The sequence below is a fragment of the Thioalkalivibrio sp. genome, from assembly GCF_041690275.1.
In the GTDB taxonomy this organism is placed as follows: Bacteria; Pseudomonadota; Gammaproteobacteria; order Ectothiorhodospirales; family Ectothiorhodospiraceae; genus Thioalkalivibrio.
Genome location: NZ_JAWLHP010000008.1, coordinates 1 through 16,010, shown reverse-complemented (window position 1 = coordinate 16,010; position 16,010 = coordinate 1). Strand labels below are relative to the sequence as shown.

At 63.7% G+C, this 16,010-nt stretch carries 16 protein-coding genes, 2 tRNA genes and 1 riboswitch; of the genes, 15 read left to right on the top strand and 3 right to left on the bottom strand.

Features of this window, described 5'->3' with window-relative positions; genetic code table 11:
• Positions 1-338: 338 nt before the first annotated feature.
• From ACESMN_RS02485 to pgsA, 4 genes are read left to right on the top strand one after another with little or no spacing between them, the layout of a single operon-like run.
• Positions 339-803: a CYTH domain-containing protein gene (locus ACESMN_RS02485; RefSeq protein ID WP_373052006.1), complete on the top strand. Its 465-nt coding sequence runs from the start codon at positions 339-341 to the stop codon at positions 801-803.
• Positions 800-1,435, top strand: a complete 636-nt coding sequence (locus ACESMN_RS02480; RefSeq protein ID WP_373052005.1) for a uracil-DNA glycosylase — start codon at positions 800-802, stop codon at positions 1,433-1,435. The genes ACESMN_RS02485 and ACESMN_RS02480 overlap by 4 nt, the downstream gene beginning before the upstream one ends.
• Before the next feature lie 4 nt (positions 1,436-1,439).
• Positions 1,440-3,266, top strand: a complete 1,827-nt coding sequence (gene uvrC / locus ACESMN_RS02475) for an excinuclease ABC subunit UvrC (protein WP_373052004.1) — start codon at positions 1,440-1,442, stop codon at positions 3,264-3,266.
• A gap of 1 nt (position 3,267) precedes the next feature.
• Complete coding sequence (gene pgsA / locus ACESMN_RS02470) at positions 3,268-3,819, top strand: CDP-diacylglycerol--glycerol-3-phosphate 3-phosphatidyltransferase (protein WP_373052003.1); 552 nt, start codon at positions 3,268-3,270, stop codon at positions 3,817-3,819.
• Between the two features lie 11 nt (positions 3,820-3,830).
• On the opposite strand, the gene ACESMN_RS02465 is transcribed toward pgsA, so the two are convergent.
• Positions 3,831-4,769, bottom strand: a complete 939-nt coding sequence (locus ACESMN_RS02465; protein ID WP_373052002.1) for a patatin-like phospholipase family protein — start codon at positions 4,767-4,769, stop codon at positions 3,831-3,833.
• A gap of 362 nt (positions 4,770-5,131) precedes the next feature.
• On the opposite strand from ACESMN_RS02465, the gene ACESMN_RS02460 reads away from it, so the two are divergent.
• The 9 genes from ACESMN_RS02460 (at position 5,132) to ACESMN_RS02420 (ending at position 11,736) form a co-directional block, all read left to right on the top strand.
• Positions 5,132-5,207, top strand: a tRNA-Gly gene (locus tag ACESMN_RS02460).
• 81 nt (positions 5,208-5,288) lie between these two features.
• On the top strand, positions 5,289-5,678 hold the full coding sequence (locus tag ACESMN_RS02455) for a hypothetical protein (protein ID WP_373052001.1): 390 nt from the start codon (positions 5,289-5,291) through the stop codon (positions 5,676-5,678).
• Positions 5,679-6,165: 487 nt separating this feature from the next.
• Positions 6,166-6,417, top strand: a complete 252-nt coding sequence (locus ACESMN_RS02450) for a type II toxin-antitoxin system Phd/YefM family antitoxin (RefSeq protein WP_373052000.1) — start codon at positions 6,166-6,168, stop codon at positions 6,415-6,417.
• 91 nt (positions 6,418-6,508) lie between these two features.
• Entirely contained in the window at positions 6,509-6,841 is a 333-nt protein-coding gene (locus ACESMN_RS02445) for a type II toxin-antitoxin system VapC family toxin (RefSeq protein WP_373051999.1), read from the top strand.
• Positions 6,842-7,463: 622 nt separating this feature from the next.
• A tRNA-Cys gene (locus ACESMN_RS02440) sits at positions 7,464-7,537 on the top strand.
• Between the two features lie 162 nt (positions 7,538-7,699).
• The gene (locus ACESMN_RS02435) at positions 7,700-8,308 is read left to right on the top strand and encodes a tyrosine-type recombinase/integrase (protein WP_373051998.1); all 609 of its coding nucleotides are present in this window, start codon (positions 7,700-7,702) and stop codon (positions 8,306-8,308) included.
• 60 nt (positions 8,309-8,368) lie between these two features.
• A riboswitch (cyclic di-GMP riboswitch) is annotated at positions 8,369-8,453 on the top strand.
• 196 nt (positions 8,454-8,649) lie between these two features.
• Positions 8,650-9,252 (top strand): hypothetical protein, encoded by a 603-nt coding sequence (locus ACESMN_RS02430; RefSeq protein ID WP_373051997.1) that lies wholly within the window; start codon positions 8,650-8,652, stop codon positions 9,250-9,252.
• Positions 9,253-9,710: 458 nt separating this feature from the next.
• A complete protein-coding gene (locus ACESMN_RS02425; protein ID WP_373051996.1) occupies positions 9,711-10,832 on the top strand; it encodes a DUF4382 domain-containing protein in 1,122 nt (373 codons plus the stop codon).
• A gap of 622 nt (positions 10,833-11,454) precedes the next feature.
• Positions 11,455-11,736 (top strand): hypothetical protein, encoded by a 282-nt coding sequence (locus tag ACESMN_RS02420; protein ID WP_373051995.1) that lies wholly within the window; start codon positions 11,455-11,457, stop codon positions 11,734-11,736.
• 229 nt (positions 11,737-11,965) lie between these two features.
• On the opposite strand, the gene ACESMN_RS02415 is transcribed toward ACESMN_RS02420, so the two are convergent.
• Both ACESMN_RS02415 and ACESMN_RS02410 read right to left on the bottom strand, forming a co-directional pair.
• Positions 11,966-12,262 (bottom strand): type II toxin-antitoxin system RelE/ParE family toxin, encoded by a 297-nt coding sequence (locus ACESMN_RS02415; protein ID WP_373051994.1) that lies wholly within the window; start codon positions 12,260-12,262, stop codon positions 11,966-11,968.
• Complete coding sequence (locus tag ACESMN_RS02410; RefSeq protein ID WP_373051993.1) at positions 12,259-12,447, bottom strand: hypothetical protein; 189 nt, start codon at positions 12,445-12,447, stop codon at positions 12,259-12,261. The genes ACESMN_RS02415 and ACESMN_RS02410 overlap by 4 nt, the downstream gene beginning before the upstream one ends.
• A 795-nt stretch (positions 12,448-13,242) precedes the next feature.
• On the opposite strand from ACESMN_RS02410, the gene ACESMN_RS02405 reads away from it, so the two are divergent.
• A complete protein-coding gene (locus ACESMN_RS02405; RefSeq protein ID WP_373051992.1) occupies positions 13,243-15,354 on the top strand; it encodes a PhoX family protein in 2,112 nt (703 codons plus the stop codon).
• A 193-nt stretch (positions 15,355-15,547) separates the two neighbouring features.
• Positions 15,548-16,010 (top strand): winged helix-turn-helix domain-containing protein (locus tag ACESMN_RS02400; RefSeq protein WP_373051991.1); only part of this gene is annotated, 463 nt, incomplete at its 3' end.

Sequence of the window (16,010 nt, the reverse complement as noted above, 5' to 3'; positions counted from 1 at the left end):
GGAGGCCGCTCCCACAGGTCGTAGGAGCGACCTCCCGGTCGCGATACGGCGCCGGCAGACCCACCAAGGCCAATCGCGGCCAGAGGCCGCTCCCACAGGTCGTAGGAGCGACCTCCCGGTCGCGATACGGCGCCGGGCAGAACCACCAAGGCCGATCGCGGCCAGGAGGCCGCTCCCACAGGTCGTAGGAGCGACCTCCCGGTCGCGATACGGCGCCGGCAGACCCACCAAGACCAATCGCGGCCAGAGGCCGCTCCCACAGGGGGGCGGGGCGGGCATTCCCGCCGGGTCCCCGGGTGGGGTACCCTTCGCCGACTGTTGCAATAAAAAACTAACAAATGACTCGCGAAATAGAACGCAAGTTCCTCTTGAAAAACGATGACTGGCGCTCATCCGTCGACCGGTCGCGGTCCCTGCGTCAGGGCTACCTGTGTGGCAACAAGCGCGCCTCGGTGCGCGTGCGAATCGAGGATGGCGACGCCAATCTGAACGTCAAGAGCGCCACCCTCGGCGTCGAGCGGCTCGAGTTCGAGTACCCGGTCCCCGTGGACGATGCCCGGCTGCTGCTCTCGGAGCTCGCTGGCCAGGTGATCGAGAAGACGCGTCACGAGGTCAGGGTGGGCAGTCATTGCTGGGAGATCGACGAATTCGCCGGCCGCAACGCGGGCCTCGTGGTGGCGGAGATCGAGCTGGACCATGCGGACGAGACCTTTGATCGGCCGGACTGGCTGGGCGAAGAGGTGTCGGAGGATCCGCGTTACTACAACACCGAACTGGCCCGGCATCCGTACTCGCGCTGGTGAGCGACGAATCCGTATTCGACCCGGACTGCACCCGGTGCCCGCGCCTCGCCGAGCACCTCGCCGCGGTCCGTCGCGACTACCCTGGTTACCATGCGGCTCCGGTCCCCCCGTTCGGACCGGCACAGGCCCGGCTGCTGATCGTCGGGCTGGCCCCGGGCATGCACGGTGCGAACGCTACGGGTCGCCCGTTCACCGGCGATCATGCGGGCATCCTGCTGTACCGGACCCTTTACGACTTCGGTTTCGCCAGTCAACCGGAGGCGGTCTCGCGGAACGATGGGCTGGTTCTGCACGACTGCCGCGTAACCAATGCGGTGAAGTGCCTGCCGCCGCAGAACAAGCCCACGCCCGCGGAAGTGCGCACCTGCAACCGGTTTCTCGCTGCCGAGATCGGGGTCGTGTCGCCGCGGATCATCCTGGCCCTCGGCCGGATTGCGCACGAGGCGGTGCTCCGCGCGGTCGCAATGAAGCCATCCGCCTGCCGTTTTACCCACGGGGCGCAGCACGACCTCGGGCAGGGCAGGCTCCTCGTCGATTCCTATCACTGTTCCCGCTACAACACGCAGACGAAGCGGCTTACGCCATCGATGTTCGAGGAACTGTTCCGGGAGATTCGGTCACGGTTATCCTGAGTCGATGAACGAGACCGCCCCCGCGTTCGACCACACGGCCTTCCTGAAGAACTGCACCCTCGCGCCCGGCGTCTACCAGATGCTGGATGCCTCCGGGGCCGTGATCTACGTGGGCAAGGCCAAAAGCCTGCGCAAGCGCATCGCCAGCTATTTCCGTAGCGCCGGCGAGCGCAGCCCGAAGACGCGCGCGATGGTCGGTCAGATTGCCGGGATCCGCGTTGCGGTCACGGAGACGGAGGCGGAGGCACTGCTGCTCGAGGCGAACCTGATCAAGCGCCACCGCCCGCGCTACAATGTGTTGCTAAGGGACGATAAGAGCTATCCCTATATCTTTGTTTCCAATCATGAATATCCACGGCTCGGTTTTCACCGTGGGGCCCGGAAGAAGGGGGTGCGCTACTTCGGGCCGTATCCGTCCAGCGTCGCGGTCCGGGATACCCTGAACCTGCTGCAGAAGCTCTTCCTGGTCCGCCAGTGCGAGGACAGCGTATTTGCGCACCGCAGTCGCCCCTGCCTCCAATACCAGATCGGGCGCTGCACCGCGCCCTGCGTCAGCTACATCGAGCCCGAGGAATACGCGGCCGATGTCGAGGCCAGCGTGCGCTTCCTGCAGGGGCGCAGCGACGAGGTGATCGGCGACCTGGTGCAGCGCATGGAGGAGGCATCACGCGAGCTTCGTTTCGAACGCGCCGCACGCTTGCGCGATCAGATCGCGAACCTGCGCCAGATCTCGCAGCAGCAGTATGTGGCCGGCGGCGAGGGTGACGCCGACGTGTTTGCCCTGGCCCGCGAAGGCGGCACTGCCGCGGTGCAGATCTTCTTCGTGCGCAATGGCCAGAACCTCGGCAACACCGTGCGTTATCCGCGCCTGCCGGAGGAGGCCGATGACGCCGAGATCATGGCCGCGATTCTCGCGCAGTACTACGTGGAGAGGGAGCCGCCACGTCGCGTGCTGGTCTCAAGGCGCCCGGATGCCCCGGAGGCCCTCGAGGCCCTGCTGCAGGAGCGGCGGGGCAGCCGCGTGCACCTGGCCTGGTCGCCGCGTGGGGATCGGGCGGAGTGGCTGCGGATGGCGGAGCGCAATGCCCGGCTCGCGCTGCAGGCGCATCTCGCGGGGAAGGCCGGTCAGCAGGCGCGGCTGGAGGCCCTGACCGCGGCCCTGAATCTGCCGCAACCGCCGCGACGCATGGAGTGCTTCGACATCTCCCATACCCAGGGCGAAGGCACGGTAGCCTCCTGCGTGGTCTTCGGCCCCGAGGGACCGATCAAGTCTGATTATCGCCGCTTCAACATTGCCGGGATCGAACCGGGCGATGACTACGCCGCGATGCACCAGGCGCTGGAGCGTCGCTTCGCCCGCCTGAAAAGGGGCGAGGGTCAGGTGCCGGACATCCTGTTCATCGATGGCGGCAAGGGGCAGGTGGCCCAGGCGCGGGACGTGCTGAAGGGCTTCGGGATGGAGTGGCTGCGCGTGGTGGGGGTGGCAAAGGGCGCGGATCGTCGCCCGGGTCTGGAAACCCTGGTATTGAGCGGGGTGGAGGGGCCTTCTATACTGCCGGCGCAGTCCAGTGCCTTGCACCTGATCCAGCAGATTCGCGACGAGGCCCATCGCTTTGCGATCACGGGGCACAGGGCCCGGCGCGCGAAGGCCCGCCGGGAATCCCGCCTGGAAGGCATACCGGGGCTGGGTCCGAAGCGCAGGGCCGCATTGCTGAGCCACTTCGGCGGTCTGCAGGGCATTGCCCGGGCCGGGCCCGAAGAACTGGCAAAGGTCCCGGGCATCAGTCGGGGGCTGGCCCGGGCGATCTACGAGGGTTTCCACGAGAGCTGAGATGCTACGCAAACTGCCCACCTGGCTCACCTGGTCGCGCATCGCCCTGATCCCGCTGATGGTGGTGCTGTTCTACGCGTTGCCCACGCCCTGGGGCGGCATCATTGCGGCCCTGATCTTCGCGCTGGCAGGTCTCACCGACTGGCTGGACGGCTACCTCGCGCGGCGTCTCGAGGTGACGTCGCCCTTCGGCGCGTTCCTGGATCCGGTGGCGGACAAGCTGATCGTGGCGGCGGCCCTGGTGCTCGTGGTCGACACGTCCACCGCCCTTGGCATCAGCATCGCCGCGATCGTGATCATCGGGCGCGAGATCGCGATTTCGGCACTGCGCGAGTGGATGGCGGAGGTGGGCAAGCGGGCGCGGGTTGCGGTGTCCTCGGTGGGGAAGGTGAAGACCAGCGCGCAAATGGTGTCCATCTTCCTGCTGCTGTGGGCGGTTCCGCTCGGTCCGCTTCCCGTCTTCCTCATCGGCGAGTGGCTGCTTTACCTCGCCGCGGTGCTGACGCTCGTATCCATGGTGCAGTACATGCTTGCGGCCCGGCGGGTGGCCTGAGCGGAGCAGGCTCAGGCGGCCGGCAGGCCGAGCCGTTCGCGCAGCTCGGCCTCCAGAGCGTCCCGTGCGGGCCGCCCCTGCTGGAGGATGTCCTCGAAGCGGTAGAATTCCAGCACTCTCACGCCCTCGATCTCCGGGCGGACCATGATGTCCGGTTCCAGCCGTTTCAGCTTCTCCGACAGGATCGAGTTCTGCATGATCTGGAAGGTGTTGAAGATGCTTTCAAGGGAGGACGGTATATCGTTCGCCCCCTCCGGGGTTCGGACGCCCAGCACGTTCACGGCGATGATGAGGTCACAGTCCGCAAGCAGATCGAAGGGCACCGGGTTGGTGAGGCCGCCGTCGACCAGCAGCCGATCCCGGTAGTTGACCGGCTTGAACAGGCCGGGCACCGCCATGCTGGCCTGGACAGCGGGCCAGAGATCGCCACTGTCGAAGACCAGCATCTCGCGGCTCCAGAAGTCCGTGGCCACCACCTGGAGCGGGATTGCCAGCTCGTCGAAGCGGGACACTCCGGCCGTCTCCTTCAGGAAATCGATGAAGCCGTCCGTGTGGATTACCCCACCCGGGCCGGTACCGGGCTCGAGGAAGCTCAGCCAGCGGGTCAGATCCCCCGAGAGCAGGGCCTCGAGCCAGTCTTCGTCACGGGATTTGGTGATGCTGTCGATCGCGTCGTGGATGTCGCTGGCCGACAGGCCGGCCGCGTAGAGCGAGCCCATAATGGCCCCGATGCTTGCACCCGAAATCCGGTGTGGTCGAAGGCCGAGTGCATCGAGAACCTCGAACACCTGCACGTGGGCGAGCCCGCGCGCCCCGCCACTGCCGAGCGCGAGGCCGATCCGGGGCTCCTGCGGCCGGGCATCCGCGGACGCAGACCCCACTACGGGAGCGAGTGCACCCGCCAGTAGCGCGGCCAGCGTGCGCCGCCGATTCCGGTTGTAGTCGTTCATGACCCTCACCCTGCGCTGCCTGACGATGCGAATCTCCCTCCCTCGCTTGCCGGGGGAGGGCTGGGGTAGGGGTGCGACGCCGTTCCCGGCCCCACCCCCACCCCCACCCCCGTTCCCTCTCGCGCACGCGAAAGAGCGAAGAGCTGCGACATTTACGTTAACGACGACGCGATGATACAGCCTGCCAATCAGCCACGCCGCGTCACACGCCATAAGCACCCGTTCCTGGACCCCTCCCGCAGGGCTGCCGCGGGAGGCGGAGCTCCCGGGTACTGCAACCGACAATCGTCGGGAAATCAGCCCGTTGAGATGTCTATTGACGGGCCCCGCGGAGTCTGTACAATACGCGGCCTGTGACCGATGCGGGAATAGCTCAGTTGGTAGAGCACAACCTTGCCAAGGTTGGGGTCGCGAGTTCGAGTCTCGTTTCCCGCTCCAAGTTCTTGAAATCTCTCGGTTTTCGCGCCGCCACGGCGTTCAGTCAGGGTTCTGAACGTTTCGCGAGACGGAGAGCAGAAAATGAGTACTCTGAAGGACGTTGTCGAGGCCTTCCTGGCCGCGCGTGAGTACGACCGCGCCACCCTTTCCCGCCTGCACTTCTCGTTCCAGAAATTCGCCGATCGCGAACTCGCCGACATCACCCCCGACGCGGCGGGTGCCGCCCTTGTAGGGCTGGCGGAACCCGGTCGGCTTAAGCCGATCCGCAACGGCACCACCACCCCGGCGGGCAAGCCGCTGGCCGGTGCCACCCTCAAGCGCTACATCTCCCAACTCCAGTCGATCTACAAGTACGCATGCCGGCGGAGAAGCGTGCCTTGCGTCGCTACTTGGACAGCCGTGCCCGTTGGAATCCTGAGATTCCGTATCCGCGTGTTCCGAGGTTCGACTATCATCCGACGGGCCGCCTGATGATTACGGTTGGCCATTACCCTTCTCGGAGCTGGAAGGATACAGCGAGGACCGAACTCGAGAAGCGGCTGGGTCAGGTCGTGGCCGGGCCCGAACTTCATGAGTGGCTTGCCTGGGTAGGAGCGAAGGCGGATTGGCTTGACCCTCGAATTCAGGTATCCGACCCAATCCTCGATGCACCGGGACCGCAGCGCCCTGGTTACTTCTACTCGTAGGACGCAAGAGCGAAGCGTCATCCGCCACACAGCGCCGGGCGAAACCACAGACCTCCGCACGACCCCGAGTGACGTCTGGCGGATGACTGAACTTGCGCCGCATCAGCCTTTCGGGTTGCCCAAAGGGATGAGGTTCCGCCGGGCGCTGTGTGGTCGATGAAGCTGCGCCGTTTTAGCCAGCGGAAGGATACGACTCGGACTTGACCGCTGATGTCGTATTGTGTCCCTATTTCCGTATTCGCAATCATTGGTGACCACAGATGCGCGTGTCTGTGCGTGAATTCAAGGCCCACCTGTCGCGCTACCTGGCCGAGGCGCGGGCCGGGCGCGCCGTCGAGATCTCGTCGCATCGCAAGGTCGTGGCACGGCTGGTGACCGCGTCCAGCGGGCAGGAGCAGGGCATCGACCGGCTGCTGGCCCAGGGCCTGGCGCAATGGGATGGCAGCAAGCCGACCGGCGCTTCGGTTCGTCTGTCGTCCGGTGGGCCGTTGGTTTCGGACCTGGTACAAGAGGACCGCGGTTGATTCTGTTCTGCGATACCTCGGCGTTGGTGAAGCTCTACATCGTCGAGCCGCAGAGCGATCAGATGCATGCACTCGTGGCCGAGCCGAAGCTGTGGCAGTGGTCCGGATCGCCTGGGCGGAGTTCCACGCGGCCTTGGCGCGGCGGGCCCGCGAGGTGCCTGCGGATGCGCCGGCTGTCGATAATGCAAGGCAGGCGCTGGCGGAGGACTGGAGCCACTACCTGATCCTGGATGTGGGCCAATCGCTGGTGGAAAGGGCCGGCGAATTCGCCGATGCCTTTGCGCTGCGCGGCTACGATGCAGTCCAGCTCGCCGCAGCACAGGAACTCGCGACCGAAGCCGAACGGCCGGTGGCGTTTGCCTGCGCGGACCAACGCCTCGCCCGCGCCGCAAAGATCCTCGGCCTCGCTGTGCCGTTGTCATGATCCCCTCTATCGTCGCGAGTGAGTTGCAGGAGGGGATCCGGCGCTTCCTGTACGCGAGCTTTCCGACGACTACGCCGGGGTTCCGGCGCGACGACGGCGGCACCATGCTCGACGATCTCCTCACCGAGTCAGCGGCGATCTTCAAGGGCCATACCTTGGGTTGGGTCTTCCGTTTCGGCGCATGGAGCCGAGCGCCAGGCTGCCGTTCGATCGGATCGATCTGTCGTTCACCCCGTACCGTCACCAGTTCAGGGCCTTCGAGCGACTGTGTGGCCCAAACCCCCGTTCCACGCTGGTCGCGACCGGCACAGGCGTAAGCTTCCCATGGTGGCAAACAGTTCGGACCTGGAGTTTCCTGGCAGACTGAGCCGGGGGCAGGGCCGGCACCGGCTTTGCGCGCGAACTACCAGGGCCCGGTGGCGCTTATCGGCGTGTAATTCAGCCTCGATTCTTGCTAGAATACCGGGGTACACCGTGGTATTAGGAGCGTCGAGGGCCTTGTCAAGGTTGGGGTCGCGAGTTCGAGTCTCGTTTCCCGCTCCGGAATACCGCGAACCCCGGTACCGCCGGGGTTCTGCGTTTAGGGCGCCACACACCGCGTCCTGAAGAGGTCCCGCACCCCGGCTGGGTGGCAGAGTGGTTATGCAGCGGCCTGCAAAGCCGTGTACGCCGGTTCGATTCCGACCCCAGCCTCCATCACTCGTTTCATGGGTCTCAGGAGGTCTCTCCTGTCCCAATGAAACCAATCGCTTAGGTCCGTAATCTCCAAATCGCTTGCGGTTGCTGACGTTCGCAGCCCCCGATGAGGTGGGGTAGAAAGTGGGGTATGTTCCGAAACCCACAGAGGCTCTACCCCACATGCTCACCGATTTGAAGATCCGGTCGCTGAAGCCAACTGGTAAGGCGTACAAACAGTACGGCCAGCGCGGCCTGTACCTCGAAGTCGCCAAGAGCGGCTCGAAGCTGTGGCGGCTGCGCTACCAGTTCGCCGGCAAGTCCAAGCTGATCAGCCTCGGCCAGTATCCGGTGGTAGGGGTGGCGGAAGCTCGCCGCAAGCGTGACGGTTATCTCGAGCAGATCCGCGACGGCATCGATCCCGCCGCCAAGCGCCGGGCGCAGAAGCGCTCTGCGGCCAATAGCACGGAACGCGCCCTGGAGACCGTGGCGCGTGAGTGGCATGAGTCCCTCTACCGACACGAGGTCGTCCGGAAACAGGCCGAGCGGACCTTGCGGCGTCTGGAGCTGTATGTGTCCCCGAAACTCGGTTTGACGCCGATCGAGGAGATTGGGCCGGCTGACATCCTGCCCGTTCTGCGGGCGATCGAGCAGACGGGCCGCATCGATACCGCACACCGGACACGAACCGCGTTGTCGGCCGTGTTTCGCTACGCGATTGCCACGGGGCGTGCGAAGCGAGACCAGGCCCTTGGAGCCGGGCGCGGAACAATCCGAAGGATCTATATTTAAAAGTTTGAACCTTTAATTCGTGTGGTCTATTTTTTGAGGTGGCGAGGGAATGCTCTCTCGTTGAGACGAAGGTAAACCCGTCGTAAGGCGGGGACACAAAGCCTCCGGTCCGGGGTTTCCATCCTCGGATAGCGGGGTTGCCGATAACGAGGTGCGCACTACTCGAGATGCCGGTCGGATGAAGGCTTCTCCAACGCCTCCCGCGATCAGGGTGCTGGCCGTTTAACGACCGACCCGAGTCGCGGGAGGAAAGGGGCCCGCCACGGATGCGGAGACCCCGACCGAAGCCACTGCCCAGCAGCGGGTATTCCGCCCCTCATGACCAACATGAGGAACACGCAATGACCTTGAAGAACCTAGCAATCGCGACAGCCGCGGCGCTTTCGTTTGCCGCTGTACCCATGGCTTCGGCCAACAACGCACCGGATCCGCTCCTGACCGTTGTTCCGGGTGGCTGTGAAGAAGGCGGCGTCAACAATGATGTCCAGCAAAATGCAGGATGGACCTGGGATGACGGCGGCAAGCAAACCCAATTCGGCGGCGACGCCGTCTATTCCGTCACAGGAACGATCAATGGCACACAAGTCTTCGGCCCGCTGGAGCTGGAGATCGAACTCACGCGACTGGATCTCGAAACGGCGATGCCAACCAGGATGGTCTACGCATGCCCCAACCTCACTAGCCCGGACCCGGCAGAAGAGAGCGGTTCTGCGGGCGCATGCCAGGCCCAAATCGCGGATGTGGAAGCAGCGATCGCAGAGGCGACGGAAGAGGCACTGGTCGAACTGAATGAGCTGGGTGAAAGTGATGCGTTCACCATCACCGACAGTGAATTGGTCGGTGTCTTCGTAAAGGCCATGGACCCAGGTGTTGCCAAGGGACGTGGCGGTCGCCAGAACTACGAGAAGACCGACGTTTGCGGCGAGGAGGGGGAAGCCGAATAACCCGAGGCGCAACGGAACGGCTGGAAGTGAGCAGCGCTTGGAACGCCCCTCTCCCAGCTATCAGGGCACGGACGCCTCGTAACGAAGCCCCGGCATCGCCGGGGCTTTTTGCCGAAGGAGATTGCGGGATCCGCGATCTTGCAGGACGTTGAATGCGCCGCTGCCTGGCCCAAGGTGACAGCGCGCGGGCGCAGCTAATCCAGAACGCGAAAGTCCTCCACTGGTGTCTGGAGCACGGAGATCGAGGCGCTTCACGCTTCGTGCTCTGGGTGGCGTGCTTCGGGTTTGGTGCCCAGCACTAAGGGCGACTGACGAAGGCCTGGCCACGTAGCGCCGGGCCCTAAGCGCATAGAGATTCGCTTCGCCCTCAGCGTCTTGACACTAGGTTATACCAGTGATCTATTATGGGATTTGAAAAGATGTAAATCCATAGTATCGGTAACTCCCGGAGGGATACCATGACCAGTATCAGGAAGCTCGCCCAGCTTGCCGGATTGGGGCTTGCCGCGATGGGCCTCGTCGCCTGCGGCGGCGGTGGTAGCAGTAGCGATGGCACCGGCCTGATGAGCCTGGCCGTCACCGACTCGCCTCTCGACCAGGGCGCGGAAAGGGTGGTCGTGCGGTTCACTCATGTCGAGCTGCAGCCTGTTAATGACGGGGAGCGGGTCGTGATCTATTTCGACGAGCCCGCTCGGGTCGAGGAGCCCGCTACCGACGATACCGTTGGAGCAGAGGTCGAGACCCTAGTCGAAGAGTCGGTGGACGAGTCCGTCGATGAGCCGACACAAGGCGCAGTCCGGGAGGTCGATTTGCTCACGTTGCAGGGGGAGAACTCCGAGCCACTGTTCGAGGAGGTTGAAGTGCCGGCCGGTGACTATGCGTGGATCCGCTTCTACCTAGAACCTGAGACAGGCCCCAGTTCGCCGCCCCTGTCCAATTTCGCGACCAGCTCGTATATCGAGTTCGAGGGTGGTGACAGGGCGCACTTGACCATTCCTGGAGGACTCCAGGCAGGGCTGCAGCTGGTGAGCGGGTTTACGGTCCCGGAGGGCGGTTCGGCCTCGTTCACCGTGGACTTCGATCTCCGCAACATGATTCGGCCGGATAACCAGTTCGAGGGTTACTACCGGATGCGTCGAGCCCTGCGGCTGGTGGACAACAGCAACGTCGGCGTCATCACCGGGTCCATCGAGGTAGGGTCCTATGAGGAGGAACTCTCGGGCGTGGCGGCCACCTGCACACAAGACGGTGACCGCTGCCCAGGTTTGTCGGTGTCCGTGTATAGCGCCGACCCTGTCGAGGAGAACTCAGACCCGGAGCAAGACACCGGTTTCGACGAAGGGGGCGACACGACTGTTGAGATCTCATCTGTAGAAGAGCCCCTGACGACTGCGAACGTTTTTGCGCAAGACCTCGCGGGGCAGTGGGAGTATCGTTACACGGTCGGCTTCCTGAGCCCGGGCGCGTACGACCTCAAGCTGACACTCGACGAAGCCATCCTAGACGAAGCCAATGGCGAGAACGTGGTCGCGGGCGGGAAGACGATCGTGGACTTCCCCGTCCCCGTCACCGACGAATAAGCGGATACTCAGCCGTAGAGCGTCACACGCATCCCGCGTCGCGGCTGCGTAATGCTCCAAGGGACAAGGACGTCCCTGATGTGCGTTCAGTGATAGGCCCGTGGGGCCGGCCGCTAGCATGAAGTGTGAAGTGCTGAGTGCTTCGCGCGCAGGCGCGGGCAGCAAACGGCTAACGGTTCTTGTCAGAGGCAGTACCCGGCCCAAACCGGTCAGCCACTCGGGCGGGCCGAGAGGCCCGTCGCAAGGGTAGAGCAGCCGCTCGCCATCACAGCCATCATTATCGACGACCAGCCCTGTCGGCCGGTAGCGGAAACGAGAATCCTGTCCATATATTGTCAGTATTGTTGCTCGTCACGGACAGCCGACACGGACACGGCCATCCAACCGCAAGGATGCGTCCCCGCCTCCTACCGTCCCCGTCGCCCCGCCGATACACCGCTCTACCGGTTGGTGAAAAACCACCGGGAGACCTTTCTCTCCCGGGGTAGGACGAGTGGTGGGAGGCGCGGGTCCCCCCGCATGCGGAGCCCGAACCGAGGCACTTTGCTCGTCCCATCCATGGGACACGCCCCCATCCCTGCGGGGCTTGCGCGAAAATCCGCTCCCGGCGGATTTTTCGCTGATGCTGCTAGCATGCCTCTACGAGGCGTTTCCTCTGACCTGCCCGCGGTGCGGGGCCGAGGTGCGGATCATCACCTTCATCACCGAAGCGGTGGATGTTCGGGCCATCTTGGAGCATATCGGCGAACCCTTGCCCCCGCCCCGTATAGCCCAGGCCCGGGGGCCGCCGGAGTGGTACGAGGACGTTACGGAGCATGCCATCGATGCCGAGGTATGCTCCGCCGGCGAACCCTACGCCCAGCCCGCGCCGGAGCACGAGTACGACCAGCGGGTGTCCTGGTAAAGCAGCCCCGCTGGGCTGCTGGCCCCGCCGTTGCCCGCTTTCCGCAAACACACCCATAGCCCAACGGAAAAACCGTCTCGCCACCCCTTGGCGGGCCGATTTCGGCCGCACAGGCTGCCGCCGCTGTTCAGAACGGGCTTCCCCTTGGGACTTGACAGGCCCCCGGGCCGAAGGGATATTGCGGCGAAGGTGGTTGGATTTCCTATCCTCATCCTCCACATGCAACGAGTCAGGAGTGTGCCGGCGGCTCCCGGAGGTCGCGGGCCCCGTGGATCACGGCGATCACGTCGACCTGAGCCTCGTTAATCTGGTAGATGATGCGATAGGGTCCATCAAACACCTCTCGCACAGTCTCCCGATCGTACTCGGGCACACGACGACCCGACCACGGAAACGTCCCAATCTGGCGCGACCTTGCCGTTATACGGTCCACGGTTCGTAACGCGTACACCCCGGAGTCCTGCGCGATGTACGCGTAAATCGCATCCAAGTGCTTCTGAGCAGAGCGAGTCCAGTGGACTCTCATTCTGGGAGACCGAACCGCCGTCTGACCTCCCCCAACTCATCGGTTCTACCGGCTTCAACGTCCTCGAGACCCTTCTCAATGGCCTCGCGAACGTAGATCTCGCGCATCAGGTCCTCCCAAGTAGAGTCGGCCGATAGCTGATCCACCAGCCGATGCGCCTCCTCCTTCCGGATGACATTCGACATGGCTGTTCCTCATTTCATGTTGTTTAGCAGTCCGTGATTCTAGCCGAACCAGTCGTTCGAAAAGGCCTCATCGTCTGTGCTCACGCCCAGAAACACCGTGCGATACGCACAGCATCTCATGAACGGCCGGTACGATGCCCCATGGCGCGCGGAGGCATCGGGCGAAAGCATTCCCGTAACAGCCCGGCGGTGTTCGCTCCTCAGTTGACTGGAGCCCCTCACCCATGAGGACCGGGTGCCCGCTCAGGGTCGGCAAGAGACCCTGATGGCCGACAGTGGCAGTGGTCGGCCCTTAACGGTCTCTGCGCTGCCGTTCCGCGCTGTCAGCAACGTTCTTCCAGAGCAGTCACCCAAGGGGCATTGGATTCAGGCGGGGAGGAGCGCAGGACGCCTCGAACGGATCTAGTAACGAGTTCTTCTGGTTCGACCCTTGGCGCGAAATCGGAACCCAAGCCTAGATGCCCGTTTTTCGGGCGCAAAGAAGGCCCTTCAATACGGGAAAAGGACCGTTATCCAGCGGTTTGGACTCATCCTTGACCATGTTCACCAAGACACCCTGCGCTATCGCTTAGCCCTCCCTGGACTAGCTGGCTCAGCACTTCTGTGACCACCTTTAAGCCAAGTGATCAAGGACGCCAATCCACTGGGGTATCACCGAACTGTCATCCACCCGCTATGGAGTCGTAAAGCTCGGTCCTTAGCATACCGAGCTTACCGACCGGGCTGCGGGTTGTCTGCAGGCCGTCGGGCGCGACCGGCACAGAGACAGCGGCACAAACTTCAGCGAGGATACCGATGGACGACAAGACGAGCATCACCTCTCCCGAACTGAGCGAAAACCTGGACGACAGCGAGAACGTTTCGTCCAATCCGACGGACAACCCCAGCTTCCGCGACATCGTCAACGCCGGCGTGTCGCGCCGGCAGGTGCTGAAAGGGTCCCTCGCTGCGGCGGCAGCGGGTTTCCTGGTGCCCGCCCCGGCCATGGCCTTTGGTCCCGGTGGCCGCTTCGGCCGTGGGGGGCCCAACCAGACGCTGGTGGGCTTCAAACCGCTGTCCACAGACGTTGCGGTTGCGGCTGGAGGCAAGACCGTGACCATCTCTCCGGACTACGAGTACCAGGTGCTGATCCCCTGGGGTTCGCCCATCGACCCCGCGCTCGGCGTGCCCGAATACGATGGTGACCCCGATACACGGCCGACCGCCGAAGATCAGGAGCAGCTGGTCGGCATCGGCCATGACGGCATGTTCTTCTATCCCTCCAATCTGCCGAAGGTGCTGCAAATGGAAGCGCGCCGTGGCGAAAGGCTTCCGGCAAAGGCGCGAACCGCGATGCTGGACAGCCGCGCCGGCATGCTGTGCGTCAACCACGAGTTCGGTCGCAACTCGCATGTATTGGGCAAGGACCTCCCGGAAAACAAGGAAGACGTGCGGCTTTCGCAGGCCGCCCACGGCGTGTCCGTGGTCGCCATCGCGAGCAACCGCTGGGGCGACTGGAATGCGATCTCGAGCCCCAATAGCCGCCGCATCACCGTCAACACGCCCATGGCCTTCTCGGGCCCGGCCGCGGATAGCGATCTGCTGAAGAACACGGCCAACAACCCCTACTTGGGCACGGCCAACAACTGCGGATCTGGCATGACGCCTTGGGGCACCTACGTGACCTGCGAAGAGAACTTCAACGGCTACTTTGGCTCGAATACGGACACTGTCGGCGGTTTCGATCAGCTGCAGGACGAGAGTTACGTTCGCTATGGTTTCAGCAAGAATGGTTTCGGGTACGGCTGGCACCTCTACGACGACCGCTTCGACCTTTCGAATGAAGACTACAAGAACGAGCCGAACCGCTTCGGCTGGTGCGTGGAGATCGATCCCTTCGACGGCACAAAGAAACCGGTCAAGCGCACCGCACTGGGCCGTTTCAAGCACGAAGCCATCGCGATCAAGGAGCTGGCCGACGGCCGCATTGCCGCCTACATGGGTGACGACCAGCGCGGGGACTACTGCTACAAGTACGAATCGAACCGCCCGTGGCGCGAAACCATCGCCGCCGGCGACAGCCCGCTGGACGACGGCAAACTCTATGTTGCCGTCTTTGACGGGGACATAGAACTCGATAAGGGGGACGGCAAGGGCACAGGCAAGTGGGTCGAGCTCACCTTCACCGATTCACGCATCAGCGGTGTAGGTCTTGACACTCAGGACAAGGTGCTGGTCTACACCCGGCTCGCCGCCGACGCCGTCGGTGCGACCCAGATGGACCGCCCCGAGTGGACGACAATCGGCACCGAGGGCGAGGTCTACTGGACGCTGACCAACAACACGGGCAAGGACCAGTTGGCGACCAAAGATGGGGCTCTCTTCGTCAATGAGGTCAATCCGATCTTCAATCACCAGGATGGTCACATCATCCGCACAGAGGATACGAGCTCCACATCCTTCGAGTGGAAGGTATTCATCCTCGCGCGGAACACCCGTCCGACCGATCCCGAGACCGATTCCTTTGACGGGGACGACAACCCGGTGGACTTCGAGTACGCGCGGTACCAGACGCCAGCCGACGGCGGCGCCAACACCTTCACGGACCCCGACGCCGCCTGGGCCGACCCCTACGGTCGTCTGTTCATCGGAACCGACGGTGGTCAGCCGGTCGGTTTGCAGGACCAGCTGGTCGTGTTCGACATCCAGACCGGTGAGTACAAGCGCCTGCTGATGGGGGTTAGCGGCGACGAGATCACGGGGATCACCACGACCCCCGACCAAAAGACGCTGTTCACCAACACGCAGCATCCGGGCAACGGTAACCCGACGGCAACGAACTTCCCGGCGCCGCAAGGAAGCGGAAAGATTCCGCGCGACTGCACCCTGGTCGTGGTCCGGAAGAACAACGGCATCGTCGGGTCCTGAAGCGGGACCCCGTGTCCGGTAGGAAAGCGGTGCTTCCCGTGCGGACCATGGATGGCCCGCCGGGTGAGTCGCGGGCTCCGCCTCGCGTAGGCATTGTAAAAAAGGGCTCCTTCGGGGGCTCTTTTTTTTGCCTCGAGGGAAGCAGCAGGTATTAATCATTGCATAAGTACCCGCAGTTTTAGATAATATGCGCATGAGCAGAATCGACTCGCGTAACCGGAAGCGCCGCGACGTGGTCGAGGCGATCGTGAACCGGCAAGAACCCGTTCACGAGGCGGCCCGGATCTTCAACGTTCCCCAGCGCACTGTCTTCGACTGGCTGGCGTGGTTTCGGGCCGAAGGCTGGGAGGGGCTGAACGAGAAGAAGCGCTCGGGTCGTCCTCGGAAGCTGAGCGGAGCGCAGACCAAGTGGGTCTATGACTGCATCACCCTGGGCCAGCCGCAGCAGTTCAACTTCGAGTTCTGCCTGTGGACGTTGAAAATGCTCCACGACCTGATCCGCAGCCGGCTGAAAGTGGAGCTCAGCACCAGCTCGCTGAGTCGGCTGCTGCGCAAGTTGGGGCTGAGTGCGCAGCGGCCGGTGTACCAAACCTACCGGAAGGATCCGGCGCGGGTGACCGAGTACCTGAACGTCACCTTCCCGGAAGCGATGACCA

Coding starts and splice junctions, on each gene's coding strand:
- ACESMN_RS02485 (WP_373052006.1), top strand. CDS start 339: ATGACTCGCGAAATAGAACGCAAGTTCCTCTTGAAAAACGATGACTGG.
- uvrC (WP_373052004.1), top strand. CDS start 1,440: ATGAACGAGACCGCCCCCGCGTTCGACCACACGGCCTTCCTGAAGAAC.
- pgsA (WP_373052003.1), top strand. CDS start 3,268: ATGCTACGCAAACTGCCCACCTGGCTCACCTGGTCGCGCATCGCCCTG.
- ACESMN_RS02465 (WP_373052002.1), bottom strand. CDS start 4,769: ATGAACGACTACAACCGGAATCGGCGGCGCACGCTGGCCGCGCTACTG.
- ACESMN_RS02455 (WP_373052001.1), top strand. CDS start 5,289: ATGAGTACTCTGAAGGACGTTGTCGAGGCCTTCCTGGCCGCGCGTGAG.
- ACESMN_RS02435 (WP_373051998.1), top strand. CDS start 7,700: ATGCTCACCGATTTGAAGATCCGGTCGCTGAAGCCAACTGGTAAGGCG.
- ACESMN_RS02430 (WP_373051997.1), top strand. CDS start 8,650: ATGACCTTGAAGAACCTAGCAATCGCGACAGCCGCGGCGCTTTCGTTT.
- ACESMN_RS02425 (WP_373051996.1), top strand. CDS start 9,711: ATGACCAGTATCAGGAAGCTCGCCCAGCTTGCCGGATTGGGGCTTGCC.
- ACESMN_RS02420 (WP_373051995.1), top strand. CDS start 11,455: ATGCTGCTAGCATGCCTCTACGAGGCGTTTCCTCTGACCTGCCCGCGG.
- ACESMN_RS02415 (WP_373051994.1), bottom strand. CDS start 12,262: ATGAGAGTCCACTGGACTCGCTCTGCTCAGAAGCACTTGGATGCGATT.
- ACESMN_RS02410 (WP_373051993.1), bottom strand. CDS start 12,447: ATGTCGAATGTCATCCGGAAGGAGGAGGCGCATCGGCTGGTGGATCAG.
- ACESMN_RS02405 (WP_373051992.1), top strand. CDS start 13,243: ATGGACGACAAGACGAGCATCACCTCTCCCGAACTGAGCGAAAACCTG.